Source organism: Ruegeria sp. CDSC021 (assembly GCF_059610845.1).
The window spans coordinates 24,989-39,398 of record NZ_JBXWOK010000008.1 but is presented as its reverse complement, the minus strand read 5'-3'; the positions used below and the strand labels follow the sequence as shown (position 1 = coordinate 39,398).

The window sequence follows — 14,410 nt, the reverse complement described above, 5'->3', positions numbered from 1 at the left end:
TTTCTAGTCACTCCTAACGTTTGCTTTCGTGCTGATGATTGATTCAACACTCTTCTGCCAAGCAGCTTTGAAAGCTGGGTCGTTAGCAAAAAGCTTGTAGAGCTCCAACTCGTCTTTCCGTCGTTTAAGCATCACATCGCGCAGCATCTTTTCGAATGCGAGACCTCGGTTCTGAGGATCAGCGTTATTCTCATACTTATTCTCAAAATCTGGATGGGCTCGGATGCTTTCAACGATATTCACGAACTTGACCCGCTGTTCTTCTGGGGTTGCGCTCCAACCTTGAAACCACCTTTCGTTAAAACTTCGAACAATCTCATCCAGAGGATCTTTTTCAACTTCTCCTTCACGATAACCACGAGGATTGGCGTTCTGCGGATCAACTTGCGTTTCGGAGGCATCTAGCCCGATGTTGTGACCCAGCTTAACTCGCTCAAGTCCATAGGTGGAAAGATCGACGGCCTCGAGAAGCTCGTCTAATGTATCTTGATCCGGGTCCTGTATCTTCAGCTTTGGGACCAAGAATTTTAAGAACCAAAATAGCTTCTCCCATTCGACAACTTCGAATGGAATGATCGCAGCCATCTGGCCATATATTTTGACAAATTGTTTGACCTTGATCTTAAAGTCAATCTTGTCAGGGTTTTCCAGCTCAAGCTCTTCGTTGAAGCGGGCTGCTGCGCGGTCGATGATGGGGCTCAACTGCTGTGCATCGTCGCCTGCAAAATAACGAGCTGTGAAGTCATCAACCTCAGCTTTCTCGTAGATGCCAACATCGTCTAGTATATTCTTAAGCTCGTGGAGAACGTTGATATCCGTTGCCTCGGATAGCGTCGTCACAGTATAAAAAGGATCGAACGAAGTCTTGATTTCATCGACTGAATTAAAGAAATCCAGAATAAACAGGTCTTCGGTGCGTTTGCCCAGTTTGGCAGACGATCTGTTCAGCCGCGACAAAGCTTGAACCGCCAAGACGCCTTGAAGTTTTTTGTCTACATACATGGCCGATAGCTTGGGCTGATCAAAACCTGTTAGATATTTGTTGGCGACAACCAATAGCCTGAAATCGTCCGTCTCAAATTTATCGCGCGTGTCAGTTTCGGCGAAACCGTTCATTCCAGCCTCGGTGTAAGAAATACCATCGACTTCCTTCTCACCAGAAAATGCGACCAAGACTTTGAACGGATTTCCTCTCTCGTCCAACAGTTTTGCGATGGCTTTGTAGTATCGAATGGCGGCTTTGATGTCTTGGGTGACTATCATCCCCTTTGCCTTGCCCTTGAGCTTTTTGGCATTGACCACCTGATCAAGGAAGTGGTCCAACATGATCTCGGCCTTGGTGTTGATAGTCTGCTGACTGCGCTCGACGTAGGAGCGCAACTTTTTCTGCGCCTTCTTGGTGTCAAAATCAGGATTGTCTTCAATAGATTTCTGAATTTCGTAGTAACTTCTATATGTCGTGTAGTTCGCCAATACGTTGAGAATAAATCCTTCTTCTATTGCCTGCTTCATGCTGTAGAGATGAAACGGCTCAAAGCTTCCATCGGGTTGCTGCTCGCCAAATTTCTCCAGCGTTGTGTTCTTGGGCGTTGCAGTGAAGGCGAGATACGAGGCGTTGCCGCGCATTTTTCGTGCATGCATAGCGGCTAAAATCTTGTCTTGGGGATCAAGATCGTCTTCCTCAGAAGATTCAGTCCCAAGTGCTTCATTCATCTTTCCAGCGGCGATCCCGCCTTGGCCAGAATGGGCCTCATCGATGATCACGGCAAAGCGCTTGTCGCTCATGTCCGCGATGCCATCGATGATGAAAGGGAACTTTTGGATCGTCGTGATGATAATCTTCTTACCTGCTTCCAACGCGGATTTCAGGTCTGCTGAACGGAACGCCGGGGCCACGATGTTTTTGACTTCGGAGAAATCTTTGATGTTCTCTCGTAGCTGCTTGTCCAGAAGCCGACGGTCGGTCACGACGATTACACTGTCAAATAGAGGGCGCTCCATCCCTCGATCACCTGCGGCTTCGGTGCTCGCGGGGTAAGTTTCAATGAGTTGATACGCCGCCCAGGTAATTGAATTTGATTTACCAGACCCTGCTGAGTGCTGGATAAGATAGCTATGCCCAACGCCAGTGGTAGCAGCATGATCCAATAGCTTTCGAACTACGTCCAGTTGCTGATAGCGTGGGAAGATCAAAGTCTTCTTTGCTAACGGCGATTTGGCGTCACCCTCCAATAGAACAAAATGTTGAATAATGCCTGCAAGGCTTCGTTTCTCAAAAACCTCTTCCCATAGATAGGCGGTCTTGTGACCGTTCGGGTTGGGCGGGTTGCCTTCGCCCTCTTTGTAGCCCTTGTTGAACGGCAAGAAGAACGTGCCTTTGCCTGCCAGCTTGGTGGTCATGAACACTTCGTCGGTGTCCACGGCCATATGCACAAGGGCGCGACCAAACTGCAAAAGCGGCTGGGTAGGATCGCGGTCTTCGCGGTATTGTTTTTGCCCGTTGTACCGGGCGGTTTGCCCCGTCCAAGCATTCTTCAATTCCAGCGTGATCAGAGGCATACCGTTCAGGAACAGCACCATGTCGATCTCTTGCAGCGGGTTGGCTTGGCTGTAACGAACCTGCCGCATGACGCTGAACAGGTTGGCGTCGAAATTCTCATGCACCTTGGCCGAGGAACTAGCTAACGGCGCGGGATACATCAGCACCAGAAAGGCGTTGTCCACCTGCAAACCCTTTTTCAGGATATGCAGCAGACCCTTTTGCTTGATGATCCGGTCAAAGCGTTCCAGCACCTTGCGCTGCCAGTCATTCGGGGAATGCTTGCGAAGCTTGTCCAGCTCTTCGGATTGTGTGCCTTCCAGAAACTGCCAAAAGAGCTTGGTGTCGAGCGCATATTGCGCATCAAAATACTGTGGCAGGCCGATGCGGAACTTAGCCGGATTGTCGGGCTGCGGCTGGCCAGCCAGCTCTTCGCTGGTGTAGCCCGTCAGATGTTTCTGGATCGCCTGTTCCAGTGCGATTTCTTTTGTGTTGCTGACCATGCCCGCCCCCTTAAATCACTTTTATCTTGCCCGTCACTGCCGCATTGATCAGCGTGGCCTTATATTCTTTCAGCGTCTCGATCTGACGCTCTTTTAGTTCAATCGCCTTATCGACTTTGTCAATTTTGCTACGAATACGTGAAGCAATTTCCGCCTGCTCATCTTTGGGAGGAAGGGTCGTGTAAACTGTCTTTAAATCATTGGTATTAAACCTAAAAACTTTTACTCCGGTAGCACATTTTCTAAGTTCTTTTAGAAATGCTCTAGTCGAGTAAAATGTGTATAAATGGTCCAACAAATCAGAATCTGGCTTGATTAGAATTTGCTCCCCGCCCAACAGGCCAGCGTCATCCCTATTGTAAATTGCCGAATGACCCAAGTCTTCTACCGTTTCAGACGTCGAGATAATAATAGTGTCGCCAAAATTGACCACTTGTGACCTTTTGTAAAATTCTTCGTTTACATAAAAATTATAGGAGCTATCGACCTCATCAACTTTGTAAGTCTTGCCATATTGAAGGGCAACAAAATCACCCTCATTCAGCAATTCATCCTTGGCGAAAGCTGAATTCCCTCGAACAAAACGGCAAAGGCCAAACAATTTCTCTACCTCCCAATGCGCCGGGATTTGGCCTATCCAGTCGATTCCGCTGTCTTTCATGGGGGCGTCGGGGTTCAGGCCCTTGGTGACGGCCTCTTGGATGATGATCTGCTTGCGCTCGCGCAAAAGGGCAATCTGCTCCTCCTTGATCTTCACCGACCGATCAATCTTGTCGGATTTGTCGTCGAGAAATCGGGCAATGGCTTCTTGTTCTTCGAGGGGAGGAACAAGAAACGGGATGGCCTTCATCCGCGTCTTGTTCAAATCCCACTGGCCAATCCGAACCCCGTCAGACGCGCTACCAAAATAGGAGACATAAAGTTTGCTTCGGATCGCAATGTTGAAAAAACGCGGATAGAAAGGCTTCGCAAAATCAAAGACATAGTAAGCAGGGCTGACGATCCCTGTGTGTTCAGAAACCCCATAAGAACCCTGCCACGCCTTCATCTTGTTCATGGCGAACTGCCCTTCGCGAACAAGCTTGTAGTTGCTCAGGTCGTCGGGGATGAAGTTGTGATTGCTGTCCTGATCCTCAACATCACGCTCGATCACCCCCGCTTCGCGGGTGATCGAAAGAAGCTGCTTGTCGCCGTGGTTCTTCTTAGAGACCGGAGAAAGGCAAGAACCCAGCTTGGAAACGGTCCAATGGCTTGGAACGCTCTTGATCCAATCAAACCCGGAGTCTGCATAGTCTTCATATCGCGGATATTGCGGCAGCTGCATTACGCCACCTCCACGGTGGGCTTTTCTTCAAGTCCGAGGATATCCGCGATCAATCCGTCAGCCTGCGCCTCAAGCTCCAAGAGGTCAGCGGTTACTTTTTCAACGGCGCGTAGCGGTTTGTGGCGGTAGAAGTATTTGTTGAAACTGATCTCATAGCCGATCTTGACGCTGTCCATGTTGATCCATGCCTCGGGCACATGGGGCTGAACTTCGGCCAGGAAATAGTCGTGGATGCTGTCCTTCAGCGGCACGCTTTCCGCATCGCGCAGGTCTGAATTGCTCTCATAGGTCAAATAGGTGCCATCGCTTTGACGATAGTACCCGAAATCGGCCAGTTGCCCTTCGGTGCAGCCAAGGCGGTGCAGCAACGCATCCAGCTTGTCGCCTTTCAGCTTCAGCTCTTTGCCAATGACTTTTTCGGCGTCTTCGTCATACCAGCTGACCGCATTCAGGATTGCGTTTTTCTCGGTCGCGGATAGTTTGATCTTTTGCGCCTTCAGAGTCGCCGTGACGGTAACGCGGAAGGCGTTATAATCACTCGTCTCGCCCGTGCCGATGATGTCCATCAGGCGCAGCCCCGTGGCGTGCAAGTCGCGCAGAGATTGCCAATACTTCACGTCCAGCAACTTGCCCCGCGCCTTGGCATTCAGCGTGATCTCTTCATCCTCGCACCATTTCAGGATGTCCTTGGAATGGTCCTTCAGGAAGCCCGCATCATAAACCTGATCGCCGTGCTCCTCCCAAAGATGCTCCATTGGGGCGCGCAAGGATTTGTCAAAGCGCAGCGGTGCGAGACGTTCAGCGGAAAAGCCTGCGCTGCGGCGGTCGGGTCGTTCAATGGTGACCTTGTGATAGCCAAAGTCCTCATTGTCGAAAATTTGCACGGCGATGCCCGTGGGATCGCCGTTGTCGTCCAGCTCACGCTCAATCGGGTCAAATCCCAGATAGGCGCGGGTGATCGCCTCGATATGCTCGGGAGCGAATTCACAGTTCTTGTCGCCCAGGTTCTTGCGCAGCTTGCGATACAAAAGGTTCGCATCAATCAGCTGAACCTTGCCTTTGCGAGCGTCAGGCTTGGCGTTTGACAGAAGCCAGATGTAGGTGGTGATGCCGGTGTTGTAGAACAGGTTATTCGGCAGCTGGATGATCGTGTCCAGCAGGTCGTTTTCGATGATGTAACGGCGCGTATTGCTTGCGCCACCGCCTGCGTCACCTGTGAATAGGCTGGAGCCATTGTGAACCGACGCAATGCGCGAGCCCATTGGGCTATCACTTAGCGGCTTCATCTTCTTGACCATTTCCATGAGGAATAGAAGCTGGCCATCTTTTGAGCCCGGTGTCGCATCTTGTGTTTCGGTCTCGCCCCAATAGTCGGCCAAATCGACCTTGAAGCGCGGATCGATCACGTCCTTGCCGTCCTTGATAAACTTCTGCTCGCTGGCCCAGCTTTTGCCGTAGGGCGGGTTAGACAGCATGAAGTCGAATTTACGGCCCGAGAATTCGTCGGTGGAGAGGGTCGATCCGACCTTGATGTTCTCGGGGTTGTTGCCCTTGATCATCATGTCGGATTTGCAGATCGCGTAGGTCTCGTCGTTTATCTCTTTCCCGTACAGATAGACATCGCTCTTGGCTTGGATTTGGCCTTCGGGATCGATGACATAGTTTTGGCCTTCGGTCAGCATGCCACCTGAGCCGCACGCAGGGTCATAGATCGTAAGGACCGAGGGAAGCCGATCCTTGATCGGATCAAACATGAGGTGCGTCATGAGGTGGATCACCTCGCGCGGGGTGAAGTGTTCCCCGGCTTCCTCGTTGTTCTCTTCGTTGAACTTGCGGATCAGCTCCTCAAAAACGTAGCCCATGCCAAGGTTCGAAAGCCCAGCCATTAAGTTGCCGTCAGGGTCTTCCTTATCGGTTGGAGTCAGGTTGATCCGAGGTGAGACAAACTTCTCCAAAACGTCGAGAAGTACGTCCTTTCCTGCCATGTGGCGCATTTTGGCCATGAGGTCGAAGCGCTCGATAATTTCCTTAACGTTGTCGCTGAAGCCGTCGAGATATTCTTCCATGTTTGCCAAGAGGATTTGTCGATTGTTGGTAGTCGTGTCGTAAAGCTTTTGAAGCGTCCATTTGCTGGTGTTGAAAAAAACGTAGCCAGAAGCGGCTTTCAGTGGCTCGTCATCGAGCTCTGTGGCTTTCATTTCGTTGCGTTGAAATTCAACCTCTTCAAGCACAGCATCTTTTGTTGGTTCCAACAATGTATCCAGGCGGCGGAGAACGACCATAGGCAAGATAACATCTCGATATTTACCTCGGACGTAGACATCGCGGAGGCAGTCGTCCGCGATCGACCAAATAAAGGATATCAGTTTATTGTGGGAAGCTTCGTTCATGTTATCTCTGCTCATTGGGCAATATCATCTAATGTCCAACTTCTTGCCGGTGGCGGTTGGACGATTTTTACTCACCATAGCAAATCAGTCGGGCTTAACCAGCCTCAGTGAGGGGTCTATCCACAGACTTGCCATACGCGGCGGGGATTAGTGTGACTCAACTTATCAATCGGCGGTGTGGTGCTCATGGTTCGGAGCCGGTAAAGAGGCATTTCTCCAGGTCCGGCGAGCTGGATTCAGGGGCGGTGATAGGCCCTTGAGAGTGATCCAAATTCGGCAAGATGGCGGCATCCAATCCGCGCAGGGTTGGTCGATGGGAGGTCCAGGCAGGGAGAGCGAAGTCTCGCTCTTGGTCAGGGATGCAAGGGGCGCGAAGGCTCCTGCTCGATGGGGAGGTTCCAAGGTAAGGGCAGCTATGAAATGCTCCCTTCCATGGTCTCGATGAAGTCGCCTCCATGGCATGGTCAGGATTTCACAAGGGCAGGATCGCCCTTTGATCAATGGGTGCAGGGAGAGCGAAGTCTCCCGCGAGTGTTTGACCGGCGATACGGTCTAATGGCTCTGGCATGTGTTCCATGCCCTGACAGAGCCATGGCCTGGGGGATGCAACGGGGGCGCGCAGCGAGCCCCCTTGCCAAGAGGGTTTTGTACTACAAAACACATCTTGCAGCACCGCCTTAACACAAGGCTAAACGTTTGTATTACAATGACTTGCTGCGTCGCACCAATATACGCCCACACTGCGATGTAGCATCCTCAACCGTCGCTGAGGATGCTTTCCAGACGGGGTCCAACTTTCTCCTGTAACAGCGCAACAAGCTCAGGATCGCCGCGCTCATACTCGTCGGGTATGTGCAGCGTAATGATCCTGCTGTCGGCTGGCCGTTGCTTGAACTTCCTTCTGATCCGATCACGATGATGAGGTTCCATCGCGAAGATCAGATCGGAACTGGCAACAAGCTCCTTGCTCAGTGGTCTCGGAGCGTCAGGAGCTGTCCCTGCTGAGATCGCCTCAATACCAGTATAGGCCCTGAACACGTCTTCGGCGGTCGGACTTCTGAGCTTGTTGGCGGTGCAGACAAAAAGAACACGCATACGTACATTTATAAGCGTATTGCCTGACGATTGGAATCCGTCAAAACGTCGTTTCCCAAAAAATATGTTTCGCAAGAACTTGAACTTTGTGGGCCTGAGCCACTATCTGAAAAACTGCTGAGATCATCGACGGAGCTGCCCCGCATGCAAGCGGCATCCTAGATGCGGTGATTTCCCCATGAAGCGTGCTCACTGTCGCTAACCACTTTCGTGGTCTGAATGCGGTGTGGGTTAGTCAGTCGCTCTAGGGAAACAGCAAATGAACACCGGACATAATCCTAAACGTGAATCCCCGACGGGAGCTTTGCTCGTCGGGGCTTTCTTTATTGCGCTGGCGCATTACGCGCCCGCCATGCTCGGGGGCACTGACACAGCCGATGATCTTTACCTTGGGTTCTTCAAATTGGTCGGCGGTGCCGCCGTCTTTGGCGGTCTTGCCGGATACTACAAACAGTGGAGGCAAGCCCAGGATCGCAAAGAGACCGAAAAGCCCTCAGGCGTTTTTGGGAAAGCTGCGTTCGCGACGTTAGATGAGTGTGTGCAAGCGGGCCTTCTGAACCCGCAAGGGCTCTATCTCGGCCTGCTTGACGGTCAGCCCCTCTTCTACAGTGGCAAGGCCCATCTTCTGACCTGTGCGCCCGCGCGTCAGGGCAAAGGGATCAATGTCGTATTGCCGAACCTGCTGCACTATGGCGGGTCGGTCGTGGTGACTGATCCCAAAGGCGAACTGGCCGCCGTGACGGCGCAGCATCGCCGCGAGCGTTTCGGTCAGCGTGTTGTTGTTCTCAATCCGTGGGGACTTCATGGCCTGCCGCAGGATAGGATTAATCCGCTGGAAAGCGTGATTGCGCTTGCTCGTGATCCGGCGCGTCAGCGCGGCCTGACCGATGAGGTCAAGGTGATAGCCCTGCAACTCTACCCAGAACCCGAAGACACGAGAAACCGGTACTTCCGCGAGGGCTCCCGCACGATCCTGCGCGGTGTGCTACTGTATCTTGCGCTTCATGCGCCCAAGCGCTGCAACTTGCCGGAAATGTGGAGGGTCGTTGCAAACCCCTCGCGGCTTGCGCGTGCTGTCAGCGCCATGCAGCGCTCAGACGCATTGGGCGGTGTGCTGTCTGATCTGGGCGATGATCTGGCCTATCAGATCGACGACAATGCCGACCAGTTTGCCGATTTCCGTGCCGGTGCCGTGCAGGCGCTCGATGTCTATGAGCCTGGCGGCTATCTCGCGGCGGCTGTTAGCGGCTCAGATGTTGCGCTCGATGATCTGAAAAGCGCCAATGTCAGCCTGTATCTGGCCTTCCCGCAGGAGCGGGTCGCTTCGCACGGCGCGGCGCTTGGCCTGATCGTCAACCAAGCCATCGCGGCAGTCGCTCGCTCAGAGCAGAAGGGTGAAGTCCTGTTCATGCTCGATGAGTTTGCCAATATGGGCAAACTCTCGGGGCTCGCTGAAAGCCTGACTGCACTGCCAGGTCTGGGCGTCCGCGTGTGGATGTTTGTGCAGGAGCTTGCAGAGCTCACGCGCCTCTATGGTCCGCATACGGCCAGAACGCTGCTTTCGCAGGCGGAAGTCACGCAGTTCTTCGCAGTCCAAGATCACACGCTGGCAAAAACGCTCTCAGACGCTCTTGGGCAGAAGACCGTCAAGACGCACAATTTCAATCTCGGAAAATTCGATGACGATGAAGTCGGCGAAAGCCTGTCTGAGACCGGCAGGCCGCTCCTGGCGGCTGATGAGATCAGACAGATGGCGAGGGATGAACAGCTCTTGTTCATTAACCGCTTGCCTCCGGTGAAAGCGCAGCGCGTGCCCTTCTGGTTCATCTCACCATGGCGCGAATGGGCGCAAGAGAACCCTGTCGAGGGAAGTTTTCCAAGCCCCGAACCGCTTGTGCGGCTGAGCTACGAACTAACAGGCAAGAAGTGAGAAATGACCATGAGAAAATTTGAGATCAAAGTACTGGGAGCCAAACCGCAACGGCCTCCGCATGGTCCGGTCAAACAGCTGCGCGAGCGCATTGGCAAGGCGGCAAAGGTCGTCTTCATGCGCCCAAGGATGATCTTTCTGACCGCACTTGCCGGTGCGGTCCTTACCTTTGGCACGCCGCATGTCGGGTGGAAATACCAGTGTAGTCATTCCACGCGCGGTTTCGGCTCCTGCCGGTATGTGAGCTGGTGCGCCTACTACGGCGTCCAGGGTCGCAGGGTTGAAAGGCCACGTTACGGCGAGCGCTGCCAATTGGTGACTGTGTTGCCGCTCGATTGGAACAAATTGATGGGAGGGTCGTGAGATGACCGAATATTCTTACACACTCGATCTGGGAGAAACTTATGGGTCAAAGCTGCAATTGTTGGCTGTCCATGCAAGTTTCGATGATATCGAAGAGTTCGCAGCATTGATCCTCAGACACGCTTTGGATGTGATGGAGCTTGAACGTCAAATTGAAATCGAAATGACCAAAATTTCCATTGCGAAGTACGAATTTCAAAGATCGATATCCGGTACAGGAACGGACGACGATATCCCGTTTTAGTATCTGAAATTTGAAGCAACACAACACTTAGTGGTAAAATGAAAATAGGTATAAGAAATACCTATCTCCGGAAAGGTTAGGGAGATGAGAGACGAGTATAATGCTACCGGACGCAACGACCTTCAAAAAAGCGTTGCTGTTCATTCGAAACGGAAACTCTCCGTTGATGTTGAAAAGTATCAGGCTTTCCTTGATGGTTCCGACATGACCGATGTGCAGAAGGAAGATTTCCTGCAAGCGCTGTGGTCCATCATTGTCAACTTCGTTGATCTGGGCTTTGGCGTTCATCCGGCTCAAGAAGTCTGTGGAAAAGCTCCAGAGACCGGCGTTCAGGCTGCCAAAGAAGGCTTCGATGAGGTATCCTCAACCGAACCCTAAGACACCGATTACACCAATGAATTCAGCGCCTAAAGGCGGACTGGAGGTAAAATGAACAAGACTAATCATAAAGATCAAGAGGCTACAAAGGCAGTCATTTACTGTCGTGTGTCGAGCACGAAGCAAAAGCTGGAAGGTAGCGGCCTTGAAAGTCAGGAGCACCGCTGCCGCCAGTATGCAGAGCTTCAAGGCTATGACGTTGAGGCGGTGTTCCCCGATGATGCGTCCGGTGGCGGCGATTTCATGAACCGTCCAGGGATGGTCGCGCTTCTGAGTTATCTTGATGCTCAACCAGGTCGAAATTACGTCATCATCTTCGATGATTTGAAGCGGTTTGCCCGTGATACCGAGTTCCACATGAAGCTTCGTAGGGAATTCCAAACGCGCGGAGCGCGCATTGAATGCCTGAATTTCAAACTCGATGACTCACCTGAAGGTAAGTTCGTGGAAACGATCTTTGCGGCGCAAGGCGAGCTTGAGCGAGAGCAGAACCGCCGTCAGGTCATACAGAAAATGAAAGCACGCGTGGAGAAAGGCTATTCTGTCTTCAACGCGCCTGTCGGCTACAAATACGCCGCAGATCGCGCGCACGGAAAGATTCTGGTGCGGGATGAACCTGTGGCCTCGATCCTTGCCGAAGCTCTTGAAGGTTTCGCCTCTGGGCGTCTGCAATCGCAGGCCGAGGTAAAGCGATTCCTGGAGTCAAAGCCTGCCTTTCCGAAAGACACACCGGATGGCGAGGTTCGTTGGCAGCGTGTTCAGCGGTTGCTGTCGCACTTGAGCTATGCTGGCTACGTGGAAGCGCCGAAGTGGGACGTGTCGCCACGCAAGGGTCAGCATGAACCGATCATCAGTCTTGAGACTTTCGAGCGGATACAGGAACGCGTGCAGGGCAAGGCACGGGCTCCGGCACGCAAAGATATCAGTGAAGACTTCCCGCTGCGCGGTTTCGTTCTTTGCGATGATTGCGGGGAGCCGATGACTTCGTGCTGGTCCAAAGGCCGCTCGAAGCTCTATCCCTATTATCTCTGTGATACGCGCGGCTGCGAGAGCAACCGCAAGTCAATCCCGCGCGATAAGATCGAAGGTGGGTTTGCTGAGATTCTGAAGAGCCTTCAACCGACCAAACAGCTCTTCATGCTGGCCAAGGCGATGTTTTCGGACGCATGGGACATGCGGCTGGCACAAGCGCATCAGGACAAGGATGAGATTGCAAAACAGCTCCGCGATACCGAGAGGCAGATCGAAACGCTGCTTGAGCGCATCGTCGACGCCGAAAACCCGATTGTCGTGAAAGCTTATGAAGGCAAGATCGCGAAACTGGAGCGGAATAAGGCTGTTTTGGCCGAAAAATCCACTCGAATCGTGCCTCCGAAGGGTAGGCTAGAGGAGTTTATCGAACCGGCGCTTCAGTTTTTGGCAAGTCCTTGGAATATATACGAAAATGGTAGTTTGGCCTTCAGGAGAACAGTACTTAGGTTGGCCTTTGCAGAGCCATTGCGGTACTCACTGAATTCGGGTTATCGAACCGCTGAAATTGCCTTACCTTTCAAGGTGTTAGCGGAAATTTCAACGTCTAATTGCGATATGGTGGAGCCTAGGGGAGTCGAACCCCTGACCTCTTGCATGCCATGCAAGCGCTCTCCCAACTGAGCTAAGGCCCCATACAGGTACTGCAGAAGCAGTGGGCGGACGTTTATGAGACAGTGGCGCTAAGCGCAAGTCCAAAAACAGGCGTCGCCGTTAAAATTTTGCAACCAGATTGCAAATGGCGCGAGGCGGCGCGAGGCCGCCTCTGACCGTGATCAGCTATCGTCCTCTGCTGGAATGTCAGTGATGTCGTCCAGCGGAACTTCATCACTGCTGTCATCATCGTCATCCAGCAGATCATCATCCAGATCGACTTCGACATCGTCGTCGTCATCCAGAACCAGTTCTTCCTCAGGTGCGTTTTCGCGCGCCTTGGCCGATGCGGCATCTTCTGCATCTGCTGCGATCATCCGGCTTTTACCGGTTTCGAGTTCCACGATCTCGCCGGTATAAGGGCTAACGATCGGGTCTTTGTTCAGGTCATAAAACCGTTTACCGGTGGTCGGGCAAACGCGCTTTACACCCCATTCTTCCTTGGGCATGTCCAATCCCCTTGATATCAGGTGAGTCGTATCGACGATTCAGGTCAGGTGCCACAAGCAGCGGGCACTGTCAAAGCCTTTGAGCAGGAGAAACAGACCTATGGGAGATCACGCACTGCCAGGATCGCCTCCGGTGCCGCTGACATTGCGCAAATCGGCGCGGGCACGGCGGATCAGTCTGCGTATATCCCAGTTGGACGGGCGTGTTACACTGACCTATCCAAATGGCGTTGCTGAATCCGATGCGTTGAACTTTGCCCGCCAAAAAGAAAGCTGGATTCGGCAGCACCTGAGTGATCGGCCAGACCCCTCGGTGGTTCAATTTGGGCAGCATATTCCTGTTGAGGGCACCCAACGGCGCATTGTCCGGGCAACGGGCCGACGCGTTCTGTTGCAGGCGGATCAGATTTCAGTACCTGAAGGCGCTGAAGCGCGACGTTTGGCGCGCTTTTTGAAAGAACTGGCACGCGACCGGCTGACCGGCGCATGTGATGACTACGCAGCGATGTTGGGTAGGGCTTATGCCAGCATCTCCATTCGGGATACCCGATCGCGCTGGGGATCATGCAGTTCTGAGGGTGGGTTGATGTTTTCCTGGCGGCTGATTCTCGCTCCACCAGACGTCCTGCATTATGTTGCCGCACATGAGGTGGCGCATCTGGCCGAGATGAACCATTCCCCAGCCTTTTGGGCCCAGGTCGAGCGGTTATTCGGAGATTACAAAGAACAGCGGCGCTGGCTGCGTGACAACGGGGCGCAGTTGCATCAGTACAGATTTGATGCGCCTGCGAGTTGACCTGTGCGGTGTTTGTGATCACATAGAGACATGTTGAACACACGCCCCTCGGAAACGCAGACCGCAACGCATGACCGGGTGTACCGGGCCCTGCGATCCCGCATCATGCATGGCGACATCGCCCCCGGTCAGGCGCTGACCTTGCGGGGAATTGGCAAAGAGTTCGGAGTCTCGATGACACCGGCCCGCGAGGCGGTGCGTCGGCTTGCGGCTGAAGGGGCGCTGTTTCTGTCGTCCTCGGGCCGCGTCTCGACGCCCGAGCTGACCAATGACCGGATCGAGGAGCTTGCTGCGCTGCGGGCCTTGCTTGAGGTCGAGCTGGCCAGCCGGGCATTGCCCCGAGCGCATATTGCCCTGATTGACCGATTGCAGAGCATCAACATGACGGTAGCCGAGATGGTCACCAAACGGGATGCCGTTGGATATATTCGCACCAATCTGGAATTTCACCGAACTCTGTATCTGCGGGCGCAGGCCCCGGCGATGCTGGCGATTGCCGAAACCGTATGGTTGCAGCTTGGGCCGACGATGCGCGCGCTTTATGGGCGGCTGCGGCGAACGGAACCACCGCATCACCACAAGCTGATAATTGCGGCGCTAAAGGCCGGGGATGAGCCGGGTCTGCGCCTTGCGGTTCGCTCGGATGTTACACAGGGCCTGCGGATGCTGGTCAGCTAAGCGGCTTGTTGCCGAAGCTGCCGAAATCGCCCGGTTCG

11 protein-coding genes, 1 tRNA gene and 1 pseudogene are annotated in these 14,410 nt (G+C 53.2%); 7 read left to right on the top strand and 6 right to left on the bottom strand.

Features of this window, described 5'->3' with window-relative positions; genetic code table 11:
* Positions 1 to 3: 3 nt before the first annotated feature.
* The 4 genes from AC2FGB_RS13200 to AC2FGB_RS13185 all read right to left on the bottom strand — a co-directional run bounded on the left by AC2FGB_RS13200 (position 4) and on the right by AC2FGB_RS13185 (position 7,851).
* Complete coding sequence (locus AC2FGB_RS13200; protein WP_496693984.1) at positions 4 to 3,042, bottom strand: type I restriction endonuclease subunit R; 3,039 nt, start codon at positions 3,040 to 3,042, stop codon at positions 4 to 6.
* A 10-nt stretch (positions 3,043 to 3,052) separates the two neighbouring features.
* A complete protein-coding gene (locus tag AC2FGB_RS13195; protein WP_496693983.1) occupies positions 3,053 to 4,366 on the bottom strand; it encodes a restriction endonuclease subunit S in 1,314 nt (437 codons plus the stop codon).
* Positions 4,366 to 6,756 carry a type I restriction-modification system subunit M gene (locus AC2FGB_RS13190; RefSeq protein WP_496693982.1) on the bottom strand — a complete coding sequence of 797 codons (2,391 nt, stop codon included), beginning with the start codon at positions 6,754 to 6,756 and terminating at the stop codon, positions 4,366 to 4,368. Before AC2FGB_RS13190 ends, AC2FGB_RS13195 begins: the two co-directional genes overlap by 1 nt.
* 756 nt (positions 6,757 to 7,512) lie before the next feature.
* Positions 7,513 to 7,851 carry a low molecular weight protein tyrosine phosphatase family protein gene (locus tag AC2FGB_RS13185; protein WP_496693981.1) on the bottom strand — a complete coding sequence of 113 codons (339 nt, stop codon included), beginning with the start codon at positions 7,849 to 7,851 and terminating at the stop codon, positions 7,513 to 7,515.
* 259 nt (positions 7,852 to 8,110) lie between these two features.
* On the opposite strand from AC2FGB_RS13185, the gene AC2FGB_RS13180 reads away from it, so the two are divergent.
* The 5 genes and pseudogenes from AC2FGB_RS13180 to AC2FGB_RS13160 form a co-directional block, all read left to right on the top strand.
* Positions 8,111 to 9,781, top strand: a complete 1,671-nt coding sequence (locus AC2FGB_RS13180) for a type IV secretory system conjugative DNA transfer family protein (RefSeq protein WP_496693980.1) — start codon at positions 8,111 to 8,113, stop codon at positions 9,779 to 9,781.
* A gap of 9 nt (positions 9,782 to 9,790) precedes the next feature.
* Positions 9,791 to 10,144: a hypothetical protein gene (locus tag AC2FGB_RS13175; RefSeq protein ID WP_496693979.1), complete on the top strand. Its 354-nt coding sequence runs from the start codon at positions 9,791 to 9,793 to the stop codon at positions 10,142 to 10,144.
* Position 10,145: 1 nt separating this feature from the next.
* Positions 10,146 to 10,388 (top strand): hypothetical protein, encoded by a 243-nt coding sequence (locus AC2FGB_RS13170; RefSeq protein WP_496693978.1) that lies wholly within the window; start codon positions 10,146 to 10,148, stop codon positions 10,386 to 10,388.
* A gap of 84 nt (positions 10,389 to 10,472) precedes the next feature.
* Positions 10,473 to 10,766, top strand: a complete 294-nt coding sequence (locus AC2FGB_RS13165; RefSeq protein WP_496693977.1) for a hypothetical protein — start codon at positions 10,473 to 10,475, stop codon at positions 10,764 to 10,766.
* A 51-nt stretch (positions 10,767 to 10,817) separates the two neighbouring features.
* Positions 10,818 to 11,849, top strand: a pseudogene (locus AC2FGB_RS13160) (recombinase family protein); the annotation flags it as partial.
* Positions 11,850 to 12,354: 505 nt separating this feature from the next.
* Here the strand turns inward: AC2FGB_RS13160 and AC2FGB_RS13155 are convergent.
* Both AC2FGB_RS13155 and AC2FGB_RS13150 read right to left on the bottom strand, forming a co-directional pair.
* Positions 12,355 to 12,430, bottom strand: a tRNA-Ala gene (locus AC2FGB_RS13155).
* A gap of 141 nt (positions 12,431 to 12,571) precedes the next feature.
* Positions 12,572 to 12,898 (bottom strand): TIGR02300 family protein, encoded by a 327-nt coding sequence (locus tag AC2FGB_RS13150; protein WP_271950067.1) that lies wholly within the window; start codon positions 12,896 to 12,898, stop codon positions 12,572 to 12,574.
* Between the two features lie 100 nt (positions 12,899 to 12,998).
* Here AC2FGB_RS13150 and AC2FGB_RS13145 point away from each other — a divergent pair, with 100 nt between their 5' ends.
* Together AC2FGB_RS13145 and AC2FGB_RS13140 are read left to right on the top strand one after the other, a co-directional pair.
* The gene (locus tag AC2FGB_RS13145; RefSeq protein WP_496693976.1) at positions 12,999 to 13,694 is read left to right on the top strand and encodes a M48 family metallopeptidase; all 696 of its coding nucleotides are present in this window, start codon (positions 12,999 to 13,001) and stop codon (positions 13,692 to 13,694) included.
* Positions 13,695 to 13,724: 30 nt separating this feature from the next.
* Entirely contained in the window at positions 13,725 to 14,372 is a 648-nt protein-coding gene (locus AC2FGB_RS13140; RefSeq protein WP_271950069.1) for a GntR family transcriptional regulator, read from the top strand.
* Positions 14,373 to 14,410 lie beyond the last annotated feature (38 nt).

What these genes read in the sequence shown, in the direction of transcription:
- AC2FGB_RS13200 (WP_496693984.1), bottom strand. Translation starts at nt 3,042, where the DNA reads ATGGTCAGCAACACAAAAGAAATCGCACTGGAACAGGCGATCCAGAAA.
- AC2FGB_RS13195 (WP_496693983.1), bottom strand. Translation starts at nt 4,366, where the DNA reads ATGCAGCTGCCGCAATATCCGCGATATGAAGACTATGCAGACTCCGGG.
- AC2FGB_RS13190 (WP_496693982.1), bottom strand. Translation starts at nt 6,756, where the DNA reads ATGAACGAAGCTTCCCACAATAAACTGATATCCTTTATTTGGTCGATC.
- AC2FGB_RS13185 (WP_496693981.1), bottom strand. Translation starts at nt 7,851, where the DNA reads ATGCGTGTTCTTTTTGTCTGCACCGCCAACAAGCTCAGAAGTCCGACC.
- AC2FGB_RS13180 (WP_496693980.1), top strand. Translation starts at nt 8,111, where the DNA reads ATGAACACCGGACATAATCCTAAACGTGAATCCCCGACGGGAGCTTTG.
- AC2FGB_RS13175 (WP_496693979.1), top strand. Translation starts at nt 9,791, where the DNA reads ATGAGAAAATTTGAGATCAAAGTACTGGGAGCCAAACCGCAACGGCCT.
- AC2FGB_RS13170 (WP_496693978.1), top strand. Translation starts at nt 10,146, where the DNA reads ATGACCGAATATTCTTACACACTCGATCTGGGAGAAACTTATGGGTCA.
- AC2FGB_RS13165 (WP_496693977.1), top strand. Translation starts at nt 10,473, where the DNA reads ATGAGAGACGAGTATAATGCTACCGGACGCAACGACCTTCAAAAAAGC.
- AC2FGB_RS13150 (WP_271950067.1), bottom strand. Translation starts at nt 12,898, where the DNA reads ATGCCCAAGGAAGAATGGGGTGTAAAGCGCGTTTGCCCGACCACCGGT.
- AC2FGB_RS13145 (WP_496693976.1), top strand. Translation starts at nt 12,999, where the DNA reads ATGGGAGATCACGCACTGCCAGGATCGCCTCCGGTGCCGCTGACATTG.
- AC2FGB_RS13140 (WP_271950069.1), top strand. Translation starts at nt 13,725, where the DNA reads ATGTTGAACACACGCCCCTCGGAAACGCAGACCGCAACGCATGACCGG.